We start from the raw sequence: 15741 nt of genomic DNA on the forward strand, positions 1-15741 counted from the left end.
ACCCGCTGTTGGCAGGCTTACTGATCATTCTTCTGATAAATGATCTTGCGGGCACCGCCATCGCAGCTGCCGACCACCATATTAGGGTCCTGCACTTCGCTGTTGGGCACGATTTCAAGGGTATAGGACGGCACGCCCTGGGCCTGGATCTTGGCCTCGATTTCTGCCTTCAACTCCTCGCATGGCTTGATTGCTGCCAGTGCCGAAGTTGTCATCAGGGAGACCAGTAAAGCGGTAGCGATGCGAATCATGGGCGGCTCCAGTAAAGGCAGCGAGGCTGCCGGGTTTTCAGATTACCGCAAACCGCCCACGGCTGGAGCGATCAGCTTACCAGCTTGGCATCCAGGGTAATGTCGGCGTTGAGCACCTTGGACACGGGGCAGCCTTGCTTGGCCTTATTGGCGATTTCCTGGAACTGCTCTTCGCTCGCCCCTGGTACCTTGGCGCGGAGCACCAAGTGCACTGCGGTGATGGCAAAACCATCGCTTTGCTTGTCCAAGGTGACTTCTGCCGCTGTGTCGATACGCTCGGGCGTCAGCTTGGCTTCGCCCAGCATCATCGACAGCGCCATCGAGAAGCACCCAGCGTGGGCGGCGCCGATCAGTTCTTCCGGGTTGGTGCCCGGCGTATCTTCGAAACGGGTGTTGAACCCATAAGGATTGTTCTTGAGCGCGCCGCTTTCAGTGGAGATCTGGCCCTTGCCGTCCTTGAGACCACCTTCCCAGATTGCCGATGCTGTCTTCTTCATGATGCCTCCCGGTCATTGGTTAAGTACCTATCTATTCAGAGGCTGGTAGCCTGATGAGAGTTCAGCTCAATCCGACAGGGGACATTGAATCCAACGATTGCGCCCATACAGAGTCAAAAGGCCTCAGGCCAACCATCATTGCGGAGGCTTCATGACGCAGTTGCGAAATCTGAAAATATCCACCCTTGATCTGGTGCCAGTGCGCGCCGACCAAGGGCCCGCGCAATCACTGCGCAATTCGCTGGACCTGGCGCAACATGTCGAGCGCTTCGGTTACAACCGTTTCTGGGTAGCCGAGCACCACAACATGGACGGCATTGCCAGCTCGGCCACCTCAGTGCTGATCGGTTACCTCGCAGGCGGTACATCGCGTATCAGGGTAGGTTCCGGGGGCGTCATGCTGCCCAACCATGCACCGCTCGTTGTGGCCGAGCAGTTTGGCACCCTGGCCAGCCTCTATCCCGGCCGTATCGACTTGGGCCTGGGCCGCGCTCCAGGGTCCGACCAGATAACCGCCCATGCACTGCGCCGCGACCGGGCCGGCAGTGCGGACGATTTCCCGGATGACGTCGAAGAGTTGTCGCGCTACCTGGGCCCACGCACCGATGATCAGAAGGTGATTGCCGTACCGGGATACGACACCGAAGTGCCTATCTGGTTGCTGGGCTCTAGCTTGTTCAGTGCCCAGCTGGCCGGCATGCGTGGTATGCCCTATGCCTTCGCATCGCATTTTGCGCCGCGCTACATGCACGAGGCCATTCGGGTCTACCGCAACCACTTCAAGCCCTCTACCACGCTGGACAAGCCCTACGTCATGCTCGGCATCCCCATGGTAGTGGCCGAGACCGATGAGAAAGCCGAGTACCTGGCCACGTCGGTTTATCAACGCATCCTGGCCCTAATTCGCGGTCAGAGCCTGATGCAGAAGCCCCCGGTAGAAACCATGAATGGCTTGTGGTTGCCGCATGAGCGCGATGCAGTGGGCAGCTTCATGGGGCTGGCGATGATCGGGAGCCCAGACAAGGTCCGTGCCAAGGTCGACGTGTTGCTGGAGCAGACAGGGGCCGATGAACTGATCTTTACCTGCGACCTGTACGAGCACGCAGACCGGATACGCTCCTACGAGTTGCTGGCTCAGGCACTGCAGCCAGCCTAGCGGTTGAGCAGGGCGCGCCGTGGAGCGAAACTGGGCTGGGCTGGCCTCTTGATGGGTGGCCGGTAGCCGAGCAAACGGCCGTATGCCCGAACCCCGTGGTCAACCCACGGGGTTCGGTGGCCCTTAGTTGCGGCTGTAAACGATTTCCTTGGTACCGCCTTCACAACTGCCCACCACCTTGCCAGCGGGATCACCCTTGTCCACGACCGTCAGCGTGTAATTTTGCACGCCCTTGGCATCGAGCTTGGCAGCGATTTCCGCTTTCAGCTCTTCGCACGGCTTGCCGGCCGCCATCGCGCCGCCCGCCAGGGTCATCAGGCCCAACGCCAGAACCACTTTGTTCATCACTTGCTTTCCTTGTGCAGATGAAATCGCAAAAGGCGCCCATCAGGCGCCTCGTCTAAGTCTTACCCCATCGCGCCAGGCACATCCAGCCCGGACCTGTATCAGCTGTTGGTGATACGGAAGCCGACCTTCAGGGTCACCTGGAAGTGCTCGACTTTGTTGTCGCGAATATGGCCGCGGGTGCTGACGACTTCGAACCACTCCATCATCTGCACGCTTTTGGAGGCTTCGGCCAGGGCATTCTGGATTGCATCTTCGATACCGGTGGTGGAAGAACCTACCAGTTCGAGCATTTTGTACGTGTGGTGATCGGACATGTGTTGACTCCTTGGATGGCGATAACGTTGAGCCTAGCAGCGCAGTGCTCGTTTACCTGCGAGCAGGCGCAGCGGCAGAAAGTTCGATCGCACTTTCGCTTCGCTTGATAGTCGCACTCTCTAGAGCCCATAACGCGAAGGAGAGTCAACATGCCCCGCAACTCGCTGCGTAAAACATCACTGGAAAGCATGGAAGCCGAGATCGAGAGCCTCCTGAAGAGCCTGGAAAGCCTCAAGAACGACGCCTCCGAGGAATCCCAGAAGTCCCTCAAGGCTATCCGCAGCAATGCCGAGACGGCCCTGAAGCACTCGCGCAGCCTACTGAGCGACGCTTACGAAGAAGTCAAAGACCGCACGGTCAAGACCAGCATCGCTACTCGCGACTATGCCCAGGAACACCCCTACACCACCGCTGGCGTGGCAGTAGGCGCACTGGGCCTGCTGGCTGCCTACCTGCTGTGCAAGCGCAACTAAACGCTCTGCCCAGCCAACTCGGCGCGTAACCACTGCGCCAGCTGCTCGGCGCGCCCATCCGCGGCGCGCCGTGGCACCCACAGCGCCAACGCTGCAGGCGTTGCGCTAAAGCCCCATGGCGCGATCAGGCGCCCTGCACGCAAGTCATCGGCCACCAGTGGCTCCGGCGCGATGGCCACCCCCAATCCTGCGACTGCGGCTTCCAACAAGTAATACAGGTGCTCGAACGACTGCCCATACTTTACTGCCTGGGCATCGAGGTCATTGGCCAACGCCCAGGTAGGCCAGGCTTGCGGGCGCGAGGTGGTGTGCAGCAAGGATTCTTCCAATAGCTGGCTGACAGCCGCTTTGCGCAGTCGCCCAGCGCCCTCGAAGTGCGGGCTGACGACTGGACCGATACGTTCCTGCGCCAGTACATGAACCTGCATGTCCGCTGGCCACGGCGGTTCGGCATAGACCAGCAACGCATCCAGCCCAGGGCGACGCGGGTCCAGGTCACCCTCACCGGCAGAAAGATGCAGGCGAAGCTCAGGCAAGTCGGCATTCAGCCGTCCCAGGCGCGGGATGAACCAACGCGCCAGCAAGCTTCCGGAACAGCCAAGCACGAAAGGGGCGTGCTCCACTTCGCGGGTCAGCTCCCGGCATACCCCACGCAGCCGATCAAAGACCTCACCACTGACGTCACGCAACCTGGCGCCTGCATCTGTGAGTTTGACACCTCGCCCATCCTTGGCGAACAGGGCCACGCCAAGGTGCGCTTCGAGCGCTTTGATTTGCCGGCTAACTGCGCCGTGGGTGACGTGCAGCGCCTCGGCTGCCTGGCTGACGCTGTTGAGCCGGGCAGTTGCCTCGAAGGCGCGCAACGCATTGAGAGGAGGGAGATCACTGGCCATTACGTGTGAGTTTTCCTGACAAGTCAGAGCAATCTTATCGGTTTTCATCGGGGCAGGTCATGGTTACAGTAAAGCCCATCACTCATTCGTTATGCCTTGGAGCGTCTCATGACCCAGTCCCAATATCGCCCCGGCCCCGATGCCAATGGCCTGTTCGGCTCGTTCGGCGGCCGCTACGTGGCCGAAACCCTGATGCCACTGGTACTGGACCTGGCCCGTGAATACGAAGCGGCCAAGGCAGACCCTGCATTTCTCGAAGAGCTGGCTTATTTTCAACGCGACTACATCGGCCGTCCCAACCCGTTGTACTTCGCCGAGCGCCTGACCGAGCACTGCGGTGGCGCCAAAATCTACTTCAAGCGCGAGGAACTCAACCACACCGGCGCGCACAAGGTGAACAATTGCATCGGTCAGGTATTGCTGGCCAAGCGCATGGGCAAGAAGCGCCTGATCGCTGAAACCGGTGCCGGCATGCATGGCGTCGCTACCGCCACCGTGGCGGCGCGTTTCGGGTTGCCTTGCGTGATTTACATGGGCGCTACCGACATCGAGCGGCAGCAGGCCAACGTGTTCCGCATGAAACTGCTGGGCGCTGAAATCGTGCCGGTCACCGCTGGCACCGGCACCTTGAAAGACGCCATGAACGAGGCTCTGCGCGACTGGGTCACCAATGTCGACGACACCTTCTACCTGATCGGCACCGTGGCCGGCCCGCACCCCTATCCAGCCATGGTCCGGGACTTCCAGTCGATCATCGGCAAGGAAACCCGCGCCCAGATGCAGGAAAAGGAAGGCCGCCTGCCGGACAGCCTGGTGGCATGCGTGGGTGGCGGGTCCAATGCCATGGGCCTGTTCCACGAGTTTCTCGAAGAGCCGAGCGTTCAGATCATCGGTGTCGAGGCGGGCGGGCACGGCGTGCAGACCGACAAGCACGCAGCCAGCCTGAACGGCGGGGTGCCTGGGGTACTGCACGGCAACCGTACCTACTTGCTGCAGGATGCCGACGGCCAGATCACCGATGCCCATTCGATCTCTGCAGGCCTGGACTATCCGGGCATCGGCCCCGAGCACGCCTACCTGCACGAAGTGAAGCGGGTCGAATACGTCAGCATCACCGATGACGAGGCCCTGGATGCCTTCCACGCATCCTGCCGGCTCGAAGGCATCATTCCAGCGCTGGAAAGCGCCCACGCGCTGGCCGAAGCCATCAAGCGCGCTCCGTCCTTGCCCAAGGACCACCTGATGGTGATCTGCCTGTCGGGGCGCGGAGACAAGGATATGCACACCGTCATGAACCACATGGCCGCCCAGGAGAAACAGGCATGAGCCGTCTTGAACAACGTTTCGCCGAGCTGAAAACCGAAGGCCGCGCAGCACTGGTCACCTTCGTCACCGCAGGTGATCCAGGCTATGACGCCTCGCTCCAGATTCTCAAGGGCCTGCCAGCGGCAGGTGCCGATGTGATCGAACTGGGCATGCCGTTCACCGACCCCATGGCCGATGGTGTAGCGATCCAACTGGCCACCCTGCGCGCGCTTGAGGCTGGCCAGACCTTGGCCAAGACGCTCCAGATGGTCCGCGAATTCCGAGTGGATGACCAGACCACGCCGATCGTGCTGATGGGTTACTACAACCCGATCCACCGCTTTGGCGTGGAAGCGTTCGTGGCCCAGGCCAACGAAGCCGGTGTCGATGGCCTGATCATCGTCGACCTGCCACCTGAGCATGACGACGAACTGGCCAGCCCGGCCCAGGCTGCGGGTATCGACTTCATTCGCCTGACGACCCCGACCACCGACGACGCGCGCCTGCCCCGCGTGCTGCAGCGTAGCTCCGGGTTCGTCTACTACGTGTCGGTGGCCGGTGTGACCGGTGCAGGCTCGGCGACTACCGAACATGTGACCGAAGCCATTGCACGCTTGCGTCGCCATACGGATTTGCCGATCAGTGTCGGGTTTGGTATTCGCACCCCCGAGCAAGCGGCCAACATCGCCCGCCTTGCCGACGGTGTGGTGGTAGGCTCGGCCCTGGTCGACAAGATTGCCCACGCGCAGAACCCCGGTCAGGCGGTAGACGATGTGTTGAGCCTGTGCTCGGCCTTGGCAGAAGGGGTACGTGGCGCTCGGCGCTAACCGATGGTTGTCGCTTCAAGGGTTGCTCGGTGCCCGAAGCTATCCTGGGACTGCTTGCAGTCCCAGGATTTCAACTTTCCACAGAGGTTTCCGGACACACTCCGCGACTCATCGGCGCCAGTCCGGCGCCCCGGCAAGAACGTTCCTGAGATTGGGATCGCCCAATCAACGCCCTTCGCCAAAGCCCGACAAGTCCAGAGGCCGCAACGCCCCCATCCAGATCGCATGATCGCGGTGGTCCGCCAGCTCATCCCCGGTCAGCGGGTGCAGAAACACCACCAGCCCCTTGCGGTGCAGCGCCAACCAGGGCAGCACCACGCCAATGAGCTCTGGCTCGAACGCCAACTGGCAGCTCCAGTCGGGATGCGGCCCTACCGCCCTGGTGTGCATACGCCCCATGACGACCGGGAACAGCGCCGCTGCCTCCTCGCACAAGGCTCGCGCCTGCTCCTGGGTCGAGGCATCGTAGTACACGTGGGCGTGATAACCCTTGATTCTCTGCACAGCTACTCCTGATGTGCGTCGATTCTGACAACATGCCACAAGCGGGCCCAGCATCTCAGAGGCTACGCTCGTGCTCAAGCCAATCCACGAAGCGTCCGATCAACGCCCCGCGACGCTTGCGCGGCGGCAGTACGGCGTAATAGCCACGCGCCGACCGTAAGCTGCCCTCCAACGGTCGACACAACAACCCTTGATCGACCAGCCCATCCACCAGATGCCGCCAGCCAATCGCCATGCCCTGGCCCGCGATGGCAGCCTGGATCAACAACGTGTAGTTGTCGAACCGTAGCTGCCCCGCAGGCGGTGCGCTGGTCACCCCTAAGCCGCGAAATACACCTGCCCAGTCGAACCACCGGCTGGCCTGTTCACCCTTGAGATGCAGCAGCGGCAAACGCTGCAAGGCCGCAGCAGACAAGGATTTGCCATGGATCAGACGAGGGCTGCATACCGGGAAAACTTCCTCGTCGAACAGCCAACGGCTCTCGCCTTGATGAAAACGCCCATCGCCGAACAGCACCGCCACGTCGATATCCGGGCGCAACATGCCTTGGCTTCGCTCACCTGTCACCAGGCTCACATCGACCTGAGGATACGCTTCATGAAAGCGCTGCAGTCGGGGCATCAACCAGAACGCAGCGAACGCAAAATCCGTTGCCACCTGTAGGACTTCACGCTGTGTGCGCCCGCTTGCGCGGGCCACGCCATCGTCCATGGTGTGCAGCCCCTGGCCGACATATTCCAACAACACCTGGCCCGCTTCGGTCAGCTCGATGCCCCGGTAGATACGGTCGAACAGCCGCGTGCCCAGCTGCGCCTCCAGGCGTTTTATCTGCTGACTGATCGCCGGCTGCGTGGTGCCCAGCTCCAAGGCAGCTGCCGTAAAGCTGCGCAAGCGCGCGGCGGCCTCGAACACGCGCAACGTATCCAACGACAATCCCGCAAGGTGCTCGAACATAAGCCTGGCTAATCCCACACATTGCCCGACAGGGGCTTTACCCCCGTTATGCACCGCCTCATCGTGGTAGGCAAGCATTCCGCATAACCTTAAACGATGGAAGCTTGCATGAAACGCCCTAATATCCTGTTCATCATGGCCGACCAGATGGCAGCGCCGCTGCTGCCCATCTACGCTGACTCACCCCTTCAAATGCCTCACCTCACTCGCCTGGCCGCTCAGGCCGTGGTGTTCGATTCGGCTTACTGCAACAGCCCGCTGTGCGCGCCCTCGCGCTTCACCCTCGTCAGCGGTCAGCTCCCCAGCCGCATTGGGGCCTATGACAATGCAGCAGATTTCCCCGCCGATATCCCCACCTACGCCCATTATCTGCGCCGCCTGGGTTACCGAACGGCACTGTCAGGCAAGATGCACTTCTGTGGGCCTGATCAATTGCACGGCTACGAGGAACGCCTGACCAGTGATATCTACCCGGCCGACTACGGCTGGGCCGTGAACTGGGATGAGCCTGACGTGCGACCAAGCTGGTACCACAACATGTCCTCGGTGCTGCAGGCAGGGCCATGCGTGCGTACGAACCAGCTGGATTTCGACGAGGAAGTGGTGTTCAAGGCGCGTCAGTATTTGTATGACCATGTCCGTGAAAACGACGGCCGTCCGTTCTGTCTGACAGTGTCCATGACCCACCCCCACGACCCTTACACCATTCCCAAACGCTACTGGGATCGCTACGAAGGTGTGGATATTCCGTTGCCCAGGCACACCGATAGCCAGGCGTCACTCGATCCCCACTCCCAGCGATTGCTCAAGGTCTACGACCTTTGGAACAAACCGCTTCCTGTGGACAAAATCCGCGATGCTCGGCGGGCCTACTTCGGCGCATGCAGCTATATCGACGACAATATCGGTCAATTGCTGCAAACCCTCGAGGAATGCAACCTCGCCGACGATACTTTGATCGTGTTCTCGGGCGACCATGGCGACATGCTGGGTGAGCGTGGCCTCTGGTACAAGATGCACTGGTTCGAGATGTCAGCCCGTGTACCGCTACTGATCCATGCCCCGCAGCGCTTCGCGCCCGGACGCGTGAGTGCGTCCGTCTCGACCTGCGACTTGCTGCCCACCCTGGTCGAGTTGGCAGGTGGGGCTGTGGATAAATCCCTTCACCTGGATGGCCGCTCTCTGCTTGGTCATTTGCAAGGGCAGGGCGGTCACGACGAGGTCATTGGTGAATACATGGCCGAGGGTACCGTCGGCCCGCTCATGATGATTCGCCGTGGTTCCTACAAGTTCGTGTACAGCGAGGACGACCCCTGTCTACTCTATGACCTGAGCCGCGACCCGTACGAGCGGGAGAATCTGGCTACCAGCCCGGATCATCAGGCATTGATGCAGGCGTTCGTCACCGAGGCGCGCCAGCGCTGGGACATACCCGGCCTGCGCCAGCAAGTGCTGGCCAGCCAGCGACGTCGCCGTCTGGTGGCCCAGGCACTGGCCATTGGCAAGTTGAGCAGCTGGGACCACCAACCTTGGGTGGACGCCAGTCAGCAGTACATGCGCAACCACATCGATCTTGATGACCTTGAGCGCAAGGCACGTTATCCACAGCCCGCCCCACTGGATTGAAAAGAGAGCCCGCCATGCATACGTTCGCTGCTACCTTGTTCGCGCTAGCCGTCAGCCTGGGCACACTGAGCGCCCAGGCCGCCGATGACAACGCGCAGTGCTCAACCGTCAAGCTGGCCGACCCTGGGTGGAGTGACATCGCCACCACCAACGCAGTGGCCCGCCTGCTGCTTGAACCCCTGGGGTACCAGGTCAAGGTGGACAGCCTGGCGGTGCCGATCATCTATGGCGGGCTCAAGGACGGCCAGGTCGATGCCTTTCTTGGAAGCTGGATGCCTGCGCACCAAGGCTTCCATGACAAATTCGTCGCCAACGGGGATGTGCAGCAGCTCTCGCGCAATCTGCAAGGAACCGAATTCACCCTGGCGGTGCCGGACTACGTGTGGAATGGCGGGGTACGCGATTTCGCAGACCTGAACAAGCACGCCGATCAGTTTGGCAGGAAGCTCTACGGCATTGGCTCAGGCGCGCCGGCCAACCTCTCGCTGCAAGCGATCATCAAGGATGATGCCTTCGGCCTGGGCAAATGGAAGCTGGTGGAGTCCAGTGAGCAGGCCATGCTGGCCCAGGTGGACAGAGCGGTCAAGAAACAGCAGTACATTGTCTTCCTCGGCTGGACGCCTCACCCCATGAACGTGAAGCTGAACATGCATTACTTGACCGGTGGAGAGAAGTGGTTCGGCAGCAAAGGCGACGTGTTCACGCTGACACGCAAGGGTTATCCACAAGCCTGCCCGAACGCGGCAAAGTTGCTGAGCAACTTGAGCTTCACGCTGGACATGGAAAACACCATCATGGCCGAGGTTGTGGATAAGAAGATCAGCTTCGACGATGCCGCCAAGGCCTGGGTGAGAGCACATCCCGAAGCACTGGATGGTTGGCTGACCGGCGTGACCACCAAAGAGGGTGCGGACGCCGTCGCGGCCGTAAAAAGAACGCTGTAACGCGTTAATGGAGAGCGGGTCTGTCTGCGGTTGATTCGTGAAACAGATCGCTTCTCCAGAACAGACCCATTCGGGGGATTTTGACCGCACTATGCATCGCCTCATACGCCTGCTGCCCTTTCTGGGCTGGCTGCCGCGCCAGACGCGCCACAGTTTGCGTCAGGACCTGCTGGTGGGTTTGAGCGGCGCCATCCTTGCGCTGCCGCAATCCATCGCGTACGCCCTGATCGCCGGCCTGCCAGCAGCATATGGGCTGTACGCGGCCATCGTCCCCGTGCTGGTCGCCTGCCTGTGGGGATCCTCCTGGCACCTGATCTGCGGGCCGACGGCGGCCATTTCCATCGTGCTATACGCCAGTGTCAGCCCGTTGGCGGTAGCAGGAAGCGATGACTACATCACCCTTGTGCTGCTGCTGACCTTTCTGGGAGGTGTCTTCCAGCTACTGCTGGGGCTTTTGCGTTTCGGGGCCCTGGTCAATTTCGTCTCGCATTCGGTAGTGATCGGCTTCACCCTTGGGGCCGCCGTGGTCATCGCGCTGGGGCAGCTGCCCAACCTGCTTGGGCTGGACTTGCCCAGCCAGGCCACCGCCTTGAAGACGGCTCAAGACCTGGCCAGCCATGCCGGTGAGATGGACGTGCCGTCCTTGATACTGGGAGCGCTCACCGTGGTAATGGGCATAGCGCTGAAACTATGGCGTCCCCGCTGGCCCAGCCTGTTGATAAGCCTGTTGGCCGTCAGCCTGCTGGCGTGGCTGCTGCCCGGCGTGTTCGGGCACGTGCCGCGTGTACCGGCGTTCGAGGGGCGCCTGCCCCCCTTGAGTGCCGTGCCGCTGCTGGACGTGGACCTGATACTGCGCCTGCTCCCCAGCGCCGTGGCCGTTGGCATGCTGGGGCTGGTGACCAGCTTGTCCATCGCACGTTCGTTGTCTGCGCGCTCCGAGCAACTGATTGACGCCGACCAGGAAATACGTGCCCAAGGGCTCTCCAACATCGTCGGTGCGTTCTTTTCCGGCTACCTCTCATCGGGCTCGTTCACCCGATCGGGCCTGAACTATGACGCAGGCGCACGCTCGCCCATGGCCGGCGTGTTCTCGGCGCTGTGGGTAGCGGTGTTCGCTGTCGCCGGTGCCGGCCTGATCGCGCACCTGCCGATTCCGGCGATGGCAGGCAGCATCCTGTTGATTTGCTGGGGGCTGGTTGATCGCAAGGCCATCGGCGCATTGCTGCGTGTCAGCCGTGCCGAGTTCGCGGTCATGGCGCTGACGGCAGCGGCCACCTTGCTCTTGGAATTACAGACGGCCATCTATGCCGGTGTGCTGGTTTCCCTGTTCTTCTACCTCAAGCGCACCTCGCGCCCGCGGATTCACCAGAGCCGCGAAGGCGATGCGGACATCTTGCGTGTAGGCGGGTCGATCTTCTTCGGTGCTGCGCATTACCTGCAAGTACGCCTGCAAGGCTGCCAAGGCCCGCAGGTGGTCATGGATGCGCGGCAGGTGAACTTCATCGACTATTCAGGGGTGGACATGCTGCACCGCGAGGCGAGGCGGCTGGCGCGAACAGGCGGTAGCCTGACCTTGCGCGGCGCCAGGCCACAGGTGATCGAAGAGCTGCACAAGCTCGAGGGCCCGGCGCGTTGCCCAATCCGGTTCGAGGACTGAGCAGCCACACCCAGCGCCGCTCAGTAGCCCAGCTGGCGGTCAGCCCCGCGCCAGTTGGCGGCGCAGTTCAGCGAGAACCGGTGCAGTGTCCGGCCGCACGCCGCGCCACACATAAAAGGCTTCGGCTGCTTGTTCGGCCAGCATCCCCAGACCGTCCAGCACCTTGGCGGCGCCATGTTGGGCGGCCCACTGGCAGAACGGCGTTGGCGCCTTGCCATACATCATGTCGTAGCACACCGTGCGCCCGGGTTCGATCAGGCTGCTGGCAATCGGTGGCAGCTCACCGGCCAGGCTGGCCGAGGTTGCATTGATGATCAGGTCCACTGGCTCTTGCAACCAGGCGAACCCACTGGCCACCACCGGCCCCAGTTCATCGAACGCCTCGGCCAGGCGTTCGGCCTTCTCCACCGTGCGGTTGGCGATCACCAGTGACTGCGGGTTGTGTGCCAGCAGCGGCTCCAGCACCCCGCGCACGGCGCCGCCGGCACCGAGGACAAGGATGCGTTTACCTGCCAGTTCAACACCGGCATTGACGGTGAGGTCACGGACCAGTCCCGCACCGTCGGTGTTGTCACCCTGCAAGGTACCGTCGGCCAGCTTGCTGAGCGTGTTCACCGCACCTGCGCGACGTGCGCGCGGGGTAAGGCTGTCGCACAGGCGATAGGCTTCTTCCTTGAATGGCACGGTAACGTTGCCACCGCTGCCTTGCTTGAAGAAGCCGCGCGCGCAGTCACTGAAGTCATCCAGCGGCGCCAGCAGCGTGGCGTACTCCAGGTCCTGGCCGGTCTGTTCGGCGAACAGGCGATGAATCAGCGGCGACTTGCTGTGGCCGATCGGGTTGCCAAAAACGACGTACTGGTCCATGACGGCTCCTTGAATGGTTACAGGCTTACTGGCCGAGCCAGTCACGGTCTTGCAGGAAGTACTCGGTCAGCCGTGCCTCTTCGCTGCCTGGCGCGGGTTTCCAGTCGTAGCCCCAGCGTACCTGCGGTGGCAGCGACATGAGGATGGACTCGGTGCGCCCACCAGACTGCAGCCCGAATAGCGTGCCACGGTCATAGACCAGGTTGAACTCGACGTAGCGGCCCCGGCGAAACTCCTGAAATTCACGTTGCTGTGGGGTATAGGCCGTCCCTTTTCGGCGCTGCACGATGGGCAGGTACGCGTCGATGTACGCGTCGCCGATGGCACGGATGAAGGCGAAGCAAGTATCGAAGTCCCATTCGTTCAAGTCATCGAAGAACAGCCCGCCGATGCCACGGGGCTCACCCCGGTGCTTGAGATGGAAATACCGGTCGCACCAGGCCTTGTAGCGTGGGTACACATCGGCGCCGAAGGGGGCGCAGGCCTGTTCAGCGATTCGATGCCAGTGCACGCAGTCTTCCTCCACGCCGTAGTACGGCGTCAGATCGAAGCCACCGCCGAACCACCAGACAGGCTCTTCGCCTTCCTTTTCGGCGATGAAAAACCGAACGTTGGCGTGGGAAGTAGGCACGTGCGGGTTGTGCGGGTGGATCACCAGCGACACCCCGAGCGCCTGGAAACCGCGCCCAGCCAACTCCGGCCGATGGGCGCTGGCCGAAGGCGGCAACCCGGTGCCGAACACATGGGAGAAGTTCACCCCGCCTTTTTCGATGACGGTGCCTTCGCCGATCACCCGCGTACGGCCCCCGCCACCGGCTTCGCGCACCCAGGCGTCCTCGACGAAGCGGGCGCCGCCGTCTTCGCGTTCCAGGGCTGAGCAGATGCGGTCTTGCAAATCGAGCAGATAGGCTTTCACAGCCTCGGTGCGGCTAATCATCGGGTCACCAGGAGCGGGCAGGAAACAAGTGGCGCGTAGCATAACACCGCCTGCCAGCGCCCCGCAGTTGACGGCAGTCAAGCAAAAGCGTCCGATAGAAGCCCCTTTCCCGATCCCCAATCCAGGAGTACGAGATGGCCAAGCGTATCCAGTTCAGCCAGCACGGCGGCCCCGAAGTGCTGCAGTGGGTGGACTTCGAACCCGCCGACCTTGGGCCTCAGCACGTGCGAGTGCGCAACCATGCTGTGGGCTTGAACTTCATCGATACCTATTTCCGCAGCGGGTTGTACGCGCCGCCGTCCCTGCCTTCGGGCCTGGGCACCGAAGGCGCAGGGGTGGTCGAGGCCGTGGGCCAGGGCGTGTCACGGTTGAAGGTCGGCGACCGTGTGGCGTATGGCGGGGGCCCATTGGGCGCCTATGGCGAGGTGCACACGCTGCCTGAGGCCAACCTGGTCAAATTGCCAGAGGCCATCAGCTTCGAGCAGGCTGCCGCCGTCATGCTCAAGGGCATGACCGTGCAGTACCTGCTCAAGCAGACCTACGCTGTGCAGCCTGGCGATGTGATCCTGTTCCATGCGGCCGCAGGCGGCGTTGGTTCGCTGGCCTGCCAGTGGGCAAAGGCGCTGGGCGCCAAGCTCATCGGCACCGTGAGCTCTGCCGAAAAGGCCGAGCGGGCCAAGGCCTTGGGCGCCTGGGCCACCATCGACTACAGCCACGAGGATGTCGCCAAACGGGTGCTGGAGCTGACCGACGGCAAGAAATGCCCAGTCGTGTATGACGGCGTGGGTGCCGACACCTGGCTGACGTCGCTCGATTGCCTGCAACCGCGGGGGTTGATGGTGAGCTTCGGCAATGCCTCGGGCGCGGTGAGTGGGGTGAACCTGGGGATTCTGGCGCAGAAGGGCTCGCTGTACGTCACTCGGCCGACCCTGGCGACTTACGCCAACAACGCCGAGAACACCCAGGCCATGGCCGATGACCTCTTTGCCATGATTGCCAGCGGCCAACTGACGGTGGATATCCAGCAACGCTACCCGCTCAGCGAAGCGGCCAAGGCCCAGAGCGAGCTGTCGGCGCGGCGGACCGTGGGGTCTACTATTTTGTTGCCTTGATTGGCAGAAGGTCGCGTTATGGCGACTAGGTGCTTGCCTTGATTTTTGCAGTGTTGCGCAGATCGAGCGCCGCCCACGCGGCGCTTCGCGGGACAAGCCCGCTCCTACATCCGTTGCAACGCGACCACGCCTGTAAGTCCATGGTTGTCAGCCTTGCTGGCATGACTGGATTTCAAGGCGGGCATTGATGCCGCCGCCTGCCTCAAGCCATACACCAAGGCGGGCAACCATGGCCTGACAGGTTCGGTACGTTGCAACAAATGTGGGAGCAACTGTCTTGCCCGATTTATTTAAAATCTAGCCCGCCCCCCAGGGGGCGCGCTTGTCGCGCGGCCACGGGCGAAGCCCGTGCCATCCAGCGCGGTATTGGATTGATGGGCAAGCCCGCTCCTGTATGAGTTACGTCGGCTTCCTGCTCTAGGTCCGCATAGGCTGTGGCAAGACCAGATCAAGCCAAGGCTTGCCCGTCCTTAGCATGGCATTGAGCCGTACGATCAATACCCGCATACAGGCTACGAGGGCGACCTTGGCAACTTTTCCGCGTCCGCGCAGCGCCTCATAACGAGCCTTGAGTGCTGGGTTGTACTTTATCGCCACAAGGCATGACATATACAACGATCGCCTGGCCTCAAACCGCCCGCCCGAGATAGAGCGCTTGCCCACGGATTTTCCGCTGTCGTGGTTAAAAGGCGCCACCCCGACCAACGAGGCTATTTCTTTGGACTCGACACGCCCCAGTTCTGGCAGAAGTGTTATCAGCTTGCCCGCCGTTACCAGCCCAATGCCTTTGACCTGGACCAGCTGAGTAACCCGTTCATCTTTCAGGGCTTCCGTTTGCTGGCTGATTGCTTGCTCAATCAGCTTGATCTGCGACTTGAAGTGCTGAAGGTTGGCTTTCAGAAAGTCGGACACCGCGCTGAACTGCGCCTGTTTCAGGCGCCTGCGGTCGTCATCACGCTGCTGAACCAGCCGATCACGTTGCTGCAGCAATTCTCGCAACAGCGCACGCTCCGGGCTGATCCGCAGGGTGGGCTGGTCTGGAATGACCTCAGCGTAGTGGGCCAGTACTTCGGCATT

At 61.8% G+C, this 15741-nt stretch carries 18 protein-coding genes; 8 read left to right on the top strand and 10 right to left on the bottom strand.

Annotation, left to right across the window (positions count from 1 at the left end):
- Window positions 1–17 precede the first annotated feature (17 nt).
- Together PFU01S_RS19450 and PFU01S_RS19455 are read right to left on the bottom strand one after the other, a co-directional pair.
- The gene (locus tag PFU01S_RS19450; protein ID WP_028687749.1) at window positions 18–251 is read right to left on the bottom strand and encodes a DUF1161 domain-containing protein; all 234 of its coding nucleotides are present in this window, start codon (window positions 249–251) and stop codon (window positions 18–20) included.
- Window positions 252–322: 71 nt separating this feature from the next.
- The gene (locus PFU01S_RS19455; protein WP_027913272.1) at window positions 323–748 is read right to left on the bottom strand and encodes an OsmC family protein; all 426 of its coding nucleotides are present in this window, start codon (window positions 746–748) and stop codon (window positions 323–325) included.
- Between the two features lie 151 nt (window positions 749–899).
- On the opposite strand from PFU01S_RS19455, the gene PFU01S_RS19460 reads away from it, so the two are divergent.
- The gene (locus PFU01S_RS19460; RefSeq protein ID WP_028687748.1) at window positions 900–1904 is read left to right on the top strand and encodes an LLM class flavin-dependent oxidoreductase; all 1005 of its coding nucleotides are present in this window, start codon (window positions 900–902) and stop codon (window positions 1902–1904) included.
- 123 nt (window positions 1905–2027) lie between these two features.
- Here PFU01S_RS19460 and PFU01S_RS19465 read toward each other — a convergent pair whose 3' ends face one another.
- Window positions 2028–2249: a DUF1161 domain-containing protein gene (locus PFU01S_RS19465; protein WP_023532365.1), complete on the bottom strand. Its 222-nt coding sequence runs from the start codon at window positions 2247–2249 to the stop codon at window positions 2028–2030.
- Window positions 2250–2350: 101 nt separating this feature from the next.
- Complete coding sequence (locus PFU01S_RS19470) at window positions 2351–2566, bottom strand: dodecin (protein ID WP_023532741.1); 216 nt, start codon at window positions 2564–2566, stop codon at window positions 2351–2353.
- Between the two features lie 150 nt (window positions 2567–2716).
- Here PFU01S_RS19470 and PFU01S_RS19475 point away from each other — a divergent pair, with 150 nt between their 5' ends.
- The gene (locus PFU01S_RS19475) at window positions 2717–3040 is read left to right on the top strand and encodes an ElaB/YgaM/YqjD family protein (protein WP_023532474.1); all 324 of its coding nucleotides are present in this window, start codon (window positions 2717–2719) and stop codon (window positions 3038–3040) included.
- Here the strand turns inward: PFU01S_RS19475 and PFU01S_RS19480 are convergent.
- Window positions 3037–3933: a LysR family transcriptional regulator gene (locus PFU01S_RS19480; RefSeq protein WP_027913274.1), complete on the bottom strand. Its 897-nt coding sequence runs from the start codon at window positions 3931–3933 to the stop codon at window positions 3037–3039. The genes PFU01S_RS19475 and PFU01S_RS19480 overlap by 4 nt on opposite strands.
- 108 nt (window positions 3934–4041) lie before the next feature.
- Between PFU01S_RS19480 and trpB the strand changes: the two genes are divergently transcribed.
- Window positions 4042–5259 (top strand): tryptophan synthase subunit beta, encoded by a 1218-nt coding sequence (gene trpB / locus PFU01S_RS19485; protein WP_023532832.1) that lies wholly within the window; start codon window positions 4042–4044, stop codon window positions 5257–5259.
- The gene (gene trpA, locus PFU01S_RS19490; RefSeq protein ID WP_027913275.1) at window positions 5256–6065 is read left to right on the top strand and encodes a tryptophan synthase subunit alpha; all 810 of its coding nucleotides are present in this window, start codon (window positions 5256–5258) and stop codon (window positions 6063–6065) included. The genes trpB and trpA overlap by 4 nt, the downstream gene beginning before the upstream one ends.
- Before the next feature lie 165 nt (window positions 6066–6230).
- Here trpA and PFU01S_RS19495 read toward each other — a convergent pair whose 3' ends face one another.
- Both PFU01S_RS19495 and PFU01S_RS19500 read right to left on the bottom strand, forming a co-directional pair.
- Window positions 6231–6569 (bottom strand): DOPA 4,5-dioxygenase family protein, encoded by a 339-nt coding sequence (locus tag PFU01S_RS19495; protein ID WP_027913276.1) that lies wholly within the window; start codon window positions 6567–6569, stop codon window positions 6231–6233.
- Window positions 6570–6624: 55 nt separating this feature from the next.
- Window positions 6625–7524, bottom strand: a complete 900-nt coding sequence (locus tag PFU01S_RS19500) for a choline sulfate utilization transcriptional regulator (RefSeq protein ID WP_027913277.1) — start codon at window positions 7522–7524, stop codon at window positions 6625–6627.
- Between the two features lie 108 nt (window positions 7525–7632).
- On the opposite strand from PFU01S_RS19500, the gene betC reads away from it, so the two are divergent.
- From betC to PFU01S_RS19515, 3 genes are all read left to right on the top strand, one after another.
- The gene (gene betC, locus PFU01S_RS19505) at window positions 7633–9150 is read left to right on the top strand and encodes a choline-sulfatase (protein WP_027913278.1); all 1518 of its coding nucleotides are present in this window, start codon (window positions 7633–7635) and stop codon (window positions 9148–9150) included.
- A gap of 14 nt (window positions 9151–9164) precedes the next feature.
- On the top strand, window positions 9165–10094 hold the full coding sequence (choX, locus tag PFU01S_RS19510) for a choline ABC transporter substrate-binding protein (protein WP_028687747.1): 930 nt from the start codon (window positions 9165–9167) through the stop codon (window positions 10092–10094).
- 91 nt (window positions 10095–10185) lie between these two features.
- Window positions 10186–11751 (top strand): SulP family inorganic anion transporter, encoded by a 1566-nt coding sequence (locus PFU01S_RS19515; RefSeq protein WP_028687746.1) that lies wholly within the window; start codon window positions 10186–10188, stop codon window positions 11749–11751.
- Window positions 11752–11790: 39 nt separating this feature from the next.
- Here PFU01S_RS19515 and aroE read toward each other — a convergent pair whose 3' ends face one another.
- Together aroE and hemF are read right to left on the bottom strand one after the other, a co-directional pair.
- The gene (aroE, locus tag PFU01S_RS19520; RefSeq protein WP_028687745.1) at window positions 11791–12615 is read right to left on the bottom strand and encodes a shikimate dehydrogenase; all 825 of its coding nucleotides are present in this window, start codon (window positions 12613–12615) and stop codon (window positions 11791–11793) included.
- Window positions 12616–12640: 25 nt separating this feature from the next.
- The gene (hemF, locus tag PFU01S_RS19525) at window positions 12641–13552 is read right to left on the bottom strand and encodes an oxygen-dependent coproporphyrinogen oxidase (protein ID WP_023532527.1); all 912 of its coding nucleotides are present in this window, start codon (window positions 13550–13552) and stop codon (window positions 12641–12643) included.
- Between the two features lie 134 nt (window positions 13553–13686).
- Between hemF and PFU01S_RS19530 the strand changes: the two genes are divergently transcribed.
- Complete coding sequence (locus tag PFU01S_RS19530; protein ID WP_028687744.1) at window positions 13687–14664, top strand: NADPH:quinone reductase; 978 nt, start codon at window positions 13687–13689, stop codon at window positions 14662–14664.
- A 417-nt stretch (window positions 14665–15081) separates the two neighbouring features.
- Here PFU01S_RS19530 and PFU01S_RS19535 read toward each other — a convergent pair.
- On the bottom strand, window positions 15082–15741 hold a 660-nt coding region (locus PFU01S_RS19535), incomplete at its 5' end, for an IS110 family transposase (protein WP_042139822.1).

It is taken from the genome of Pseudomonas fulva NBRC 16637 = DSM 17717, from assembly GCF_000730565.1.
GTDB classification, from domain to species: domain Bacteria; phylum Pseudomonadota; class Gammaproteobacteria; order Pseudomonadales; family Pseudomonadaceae; genus Aquipseudomonas; species Aquipseudomonas fulva.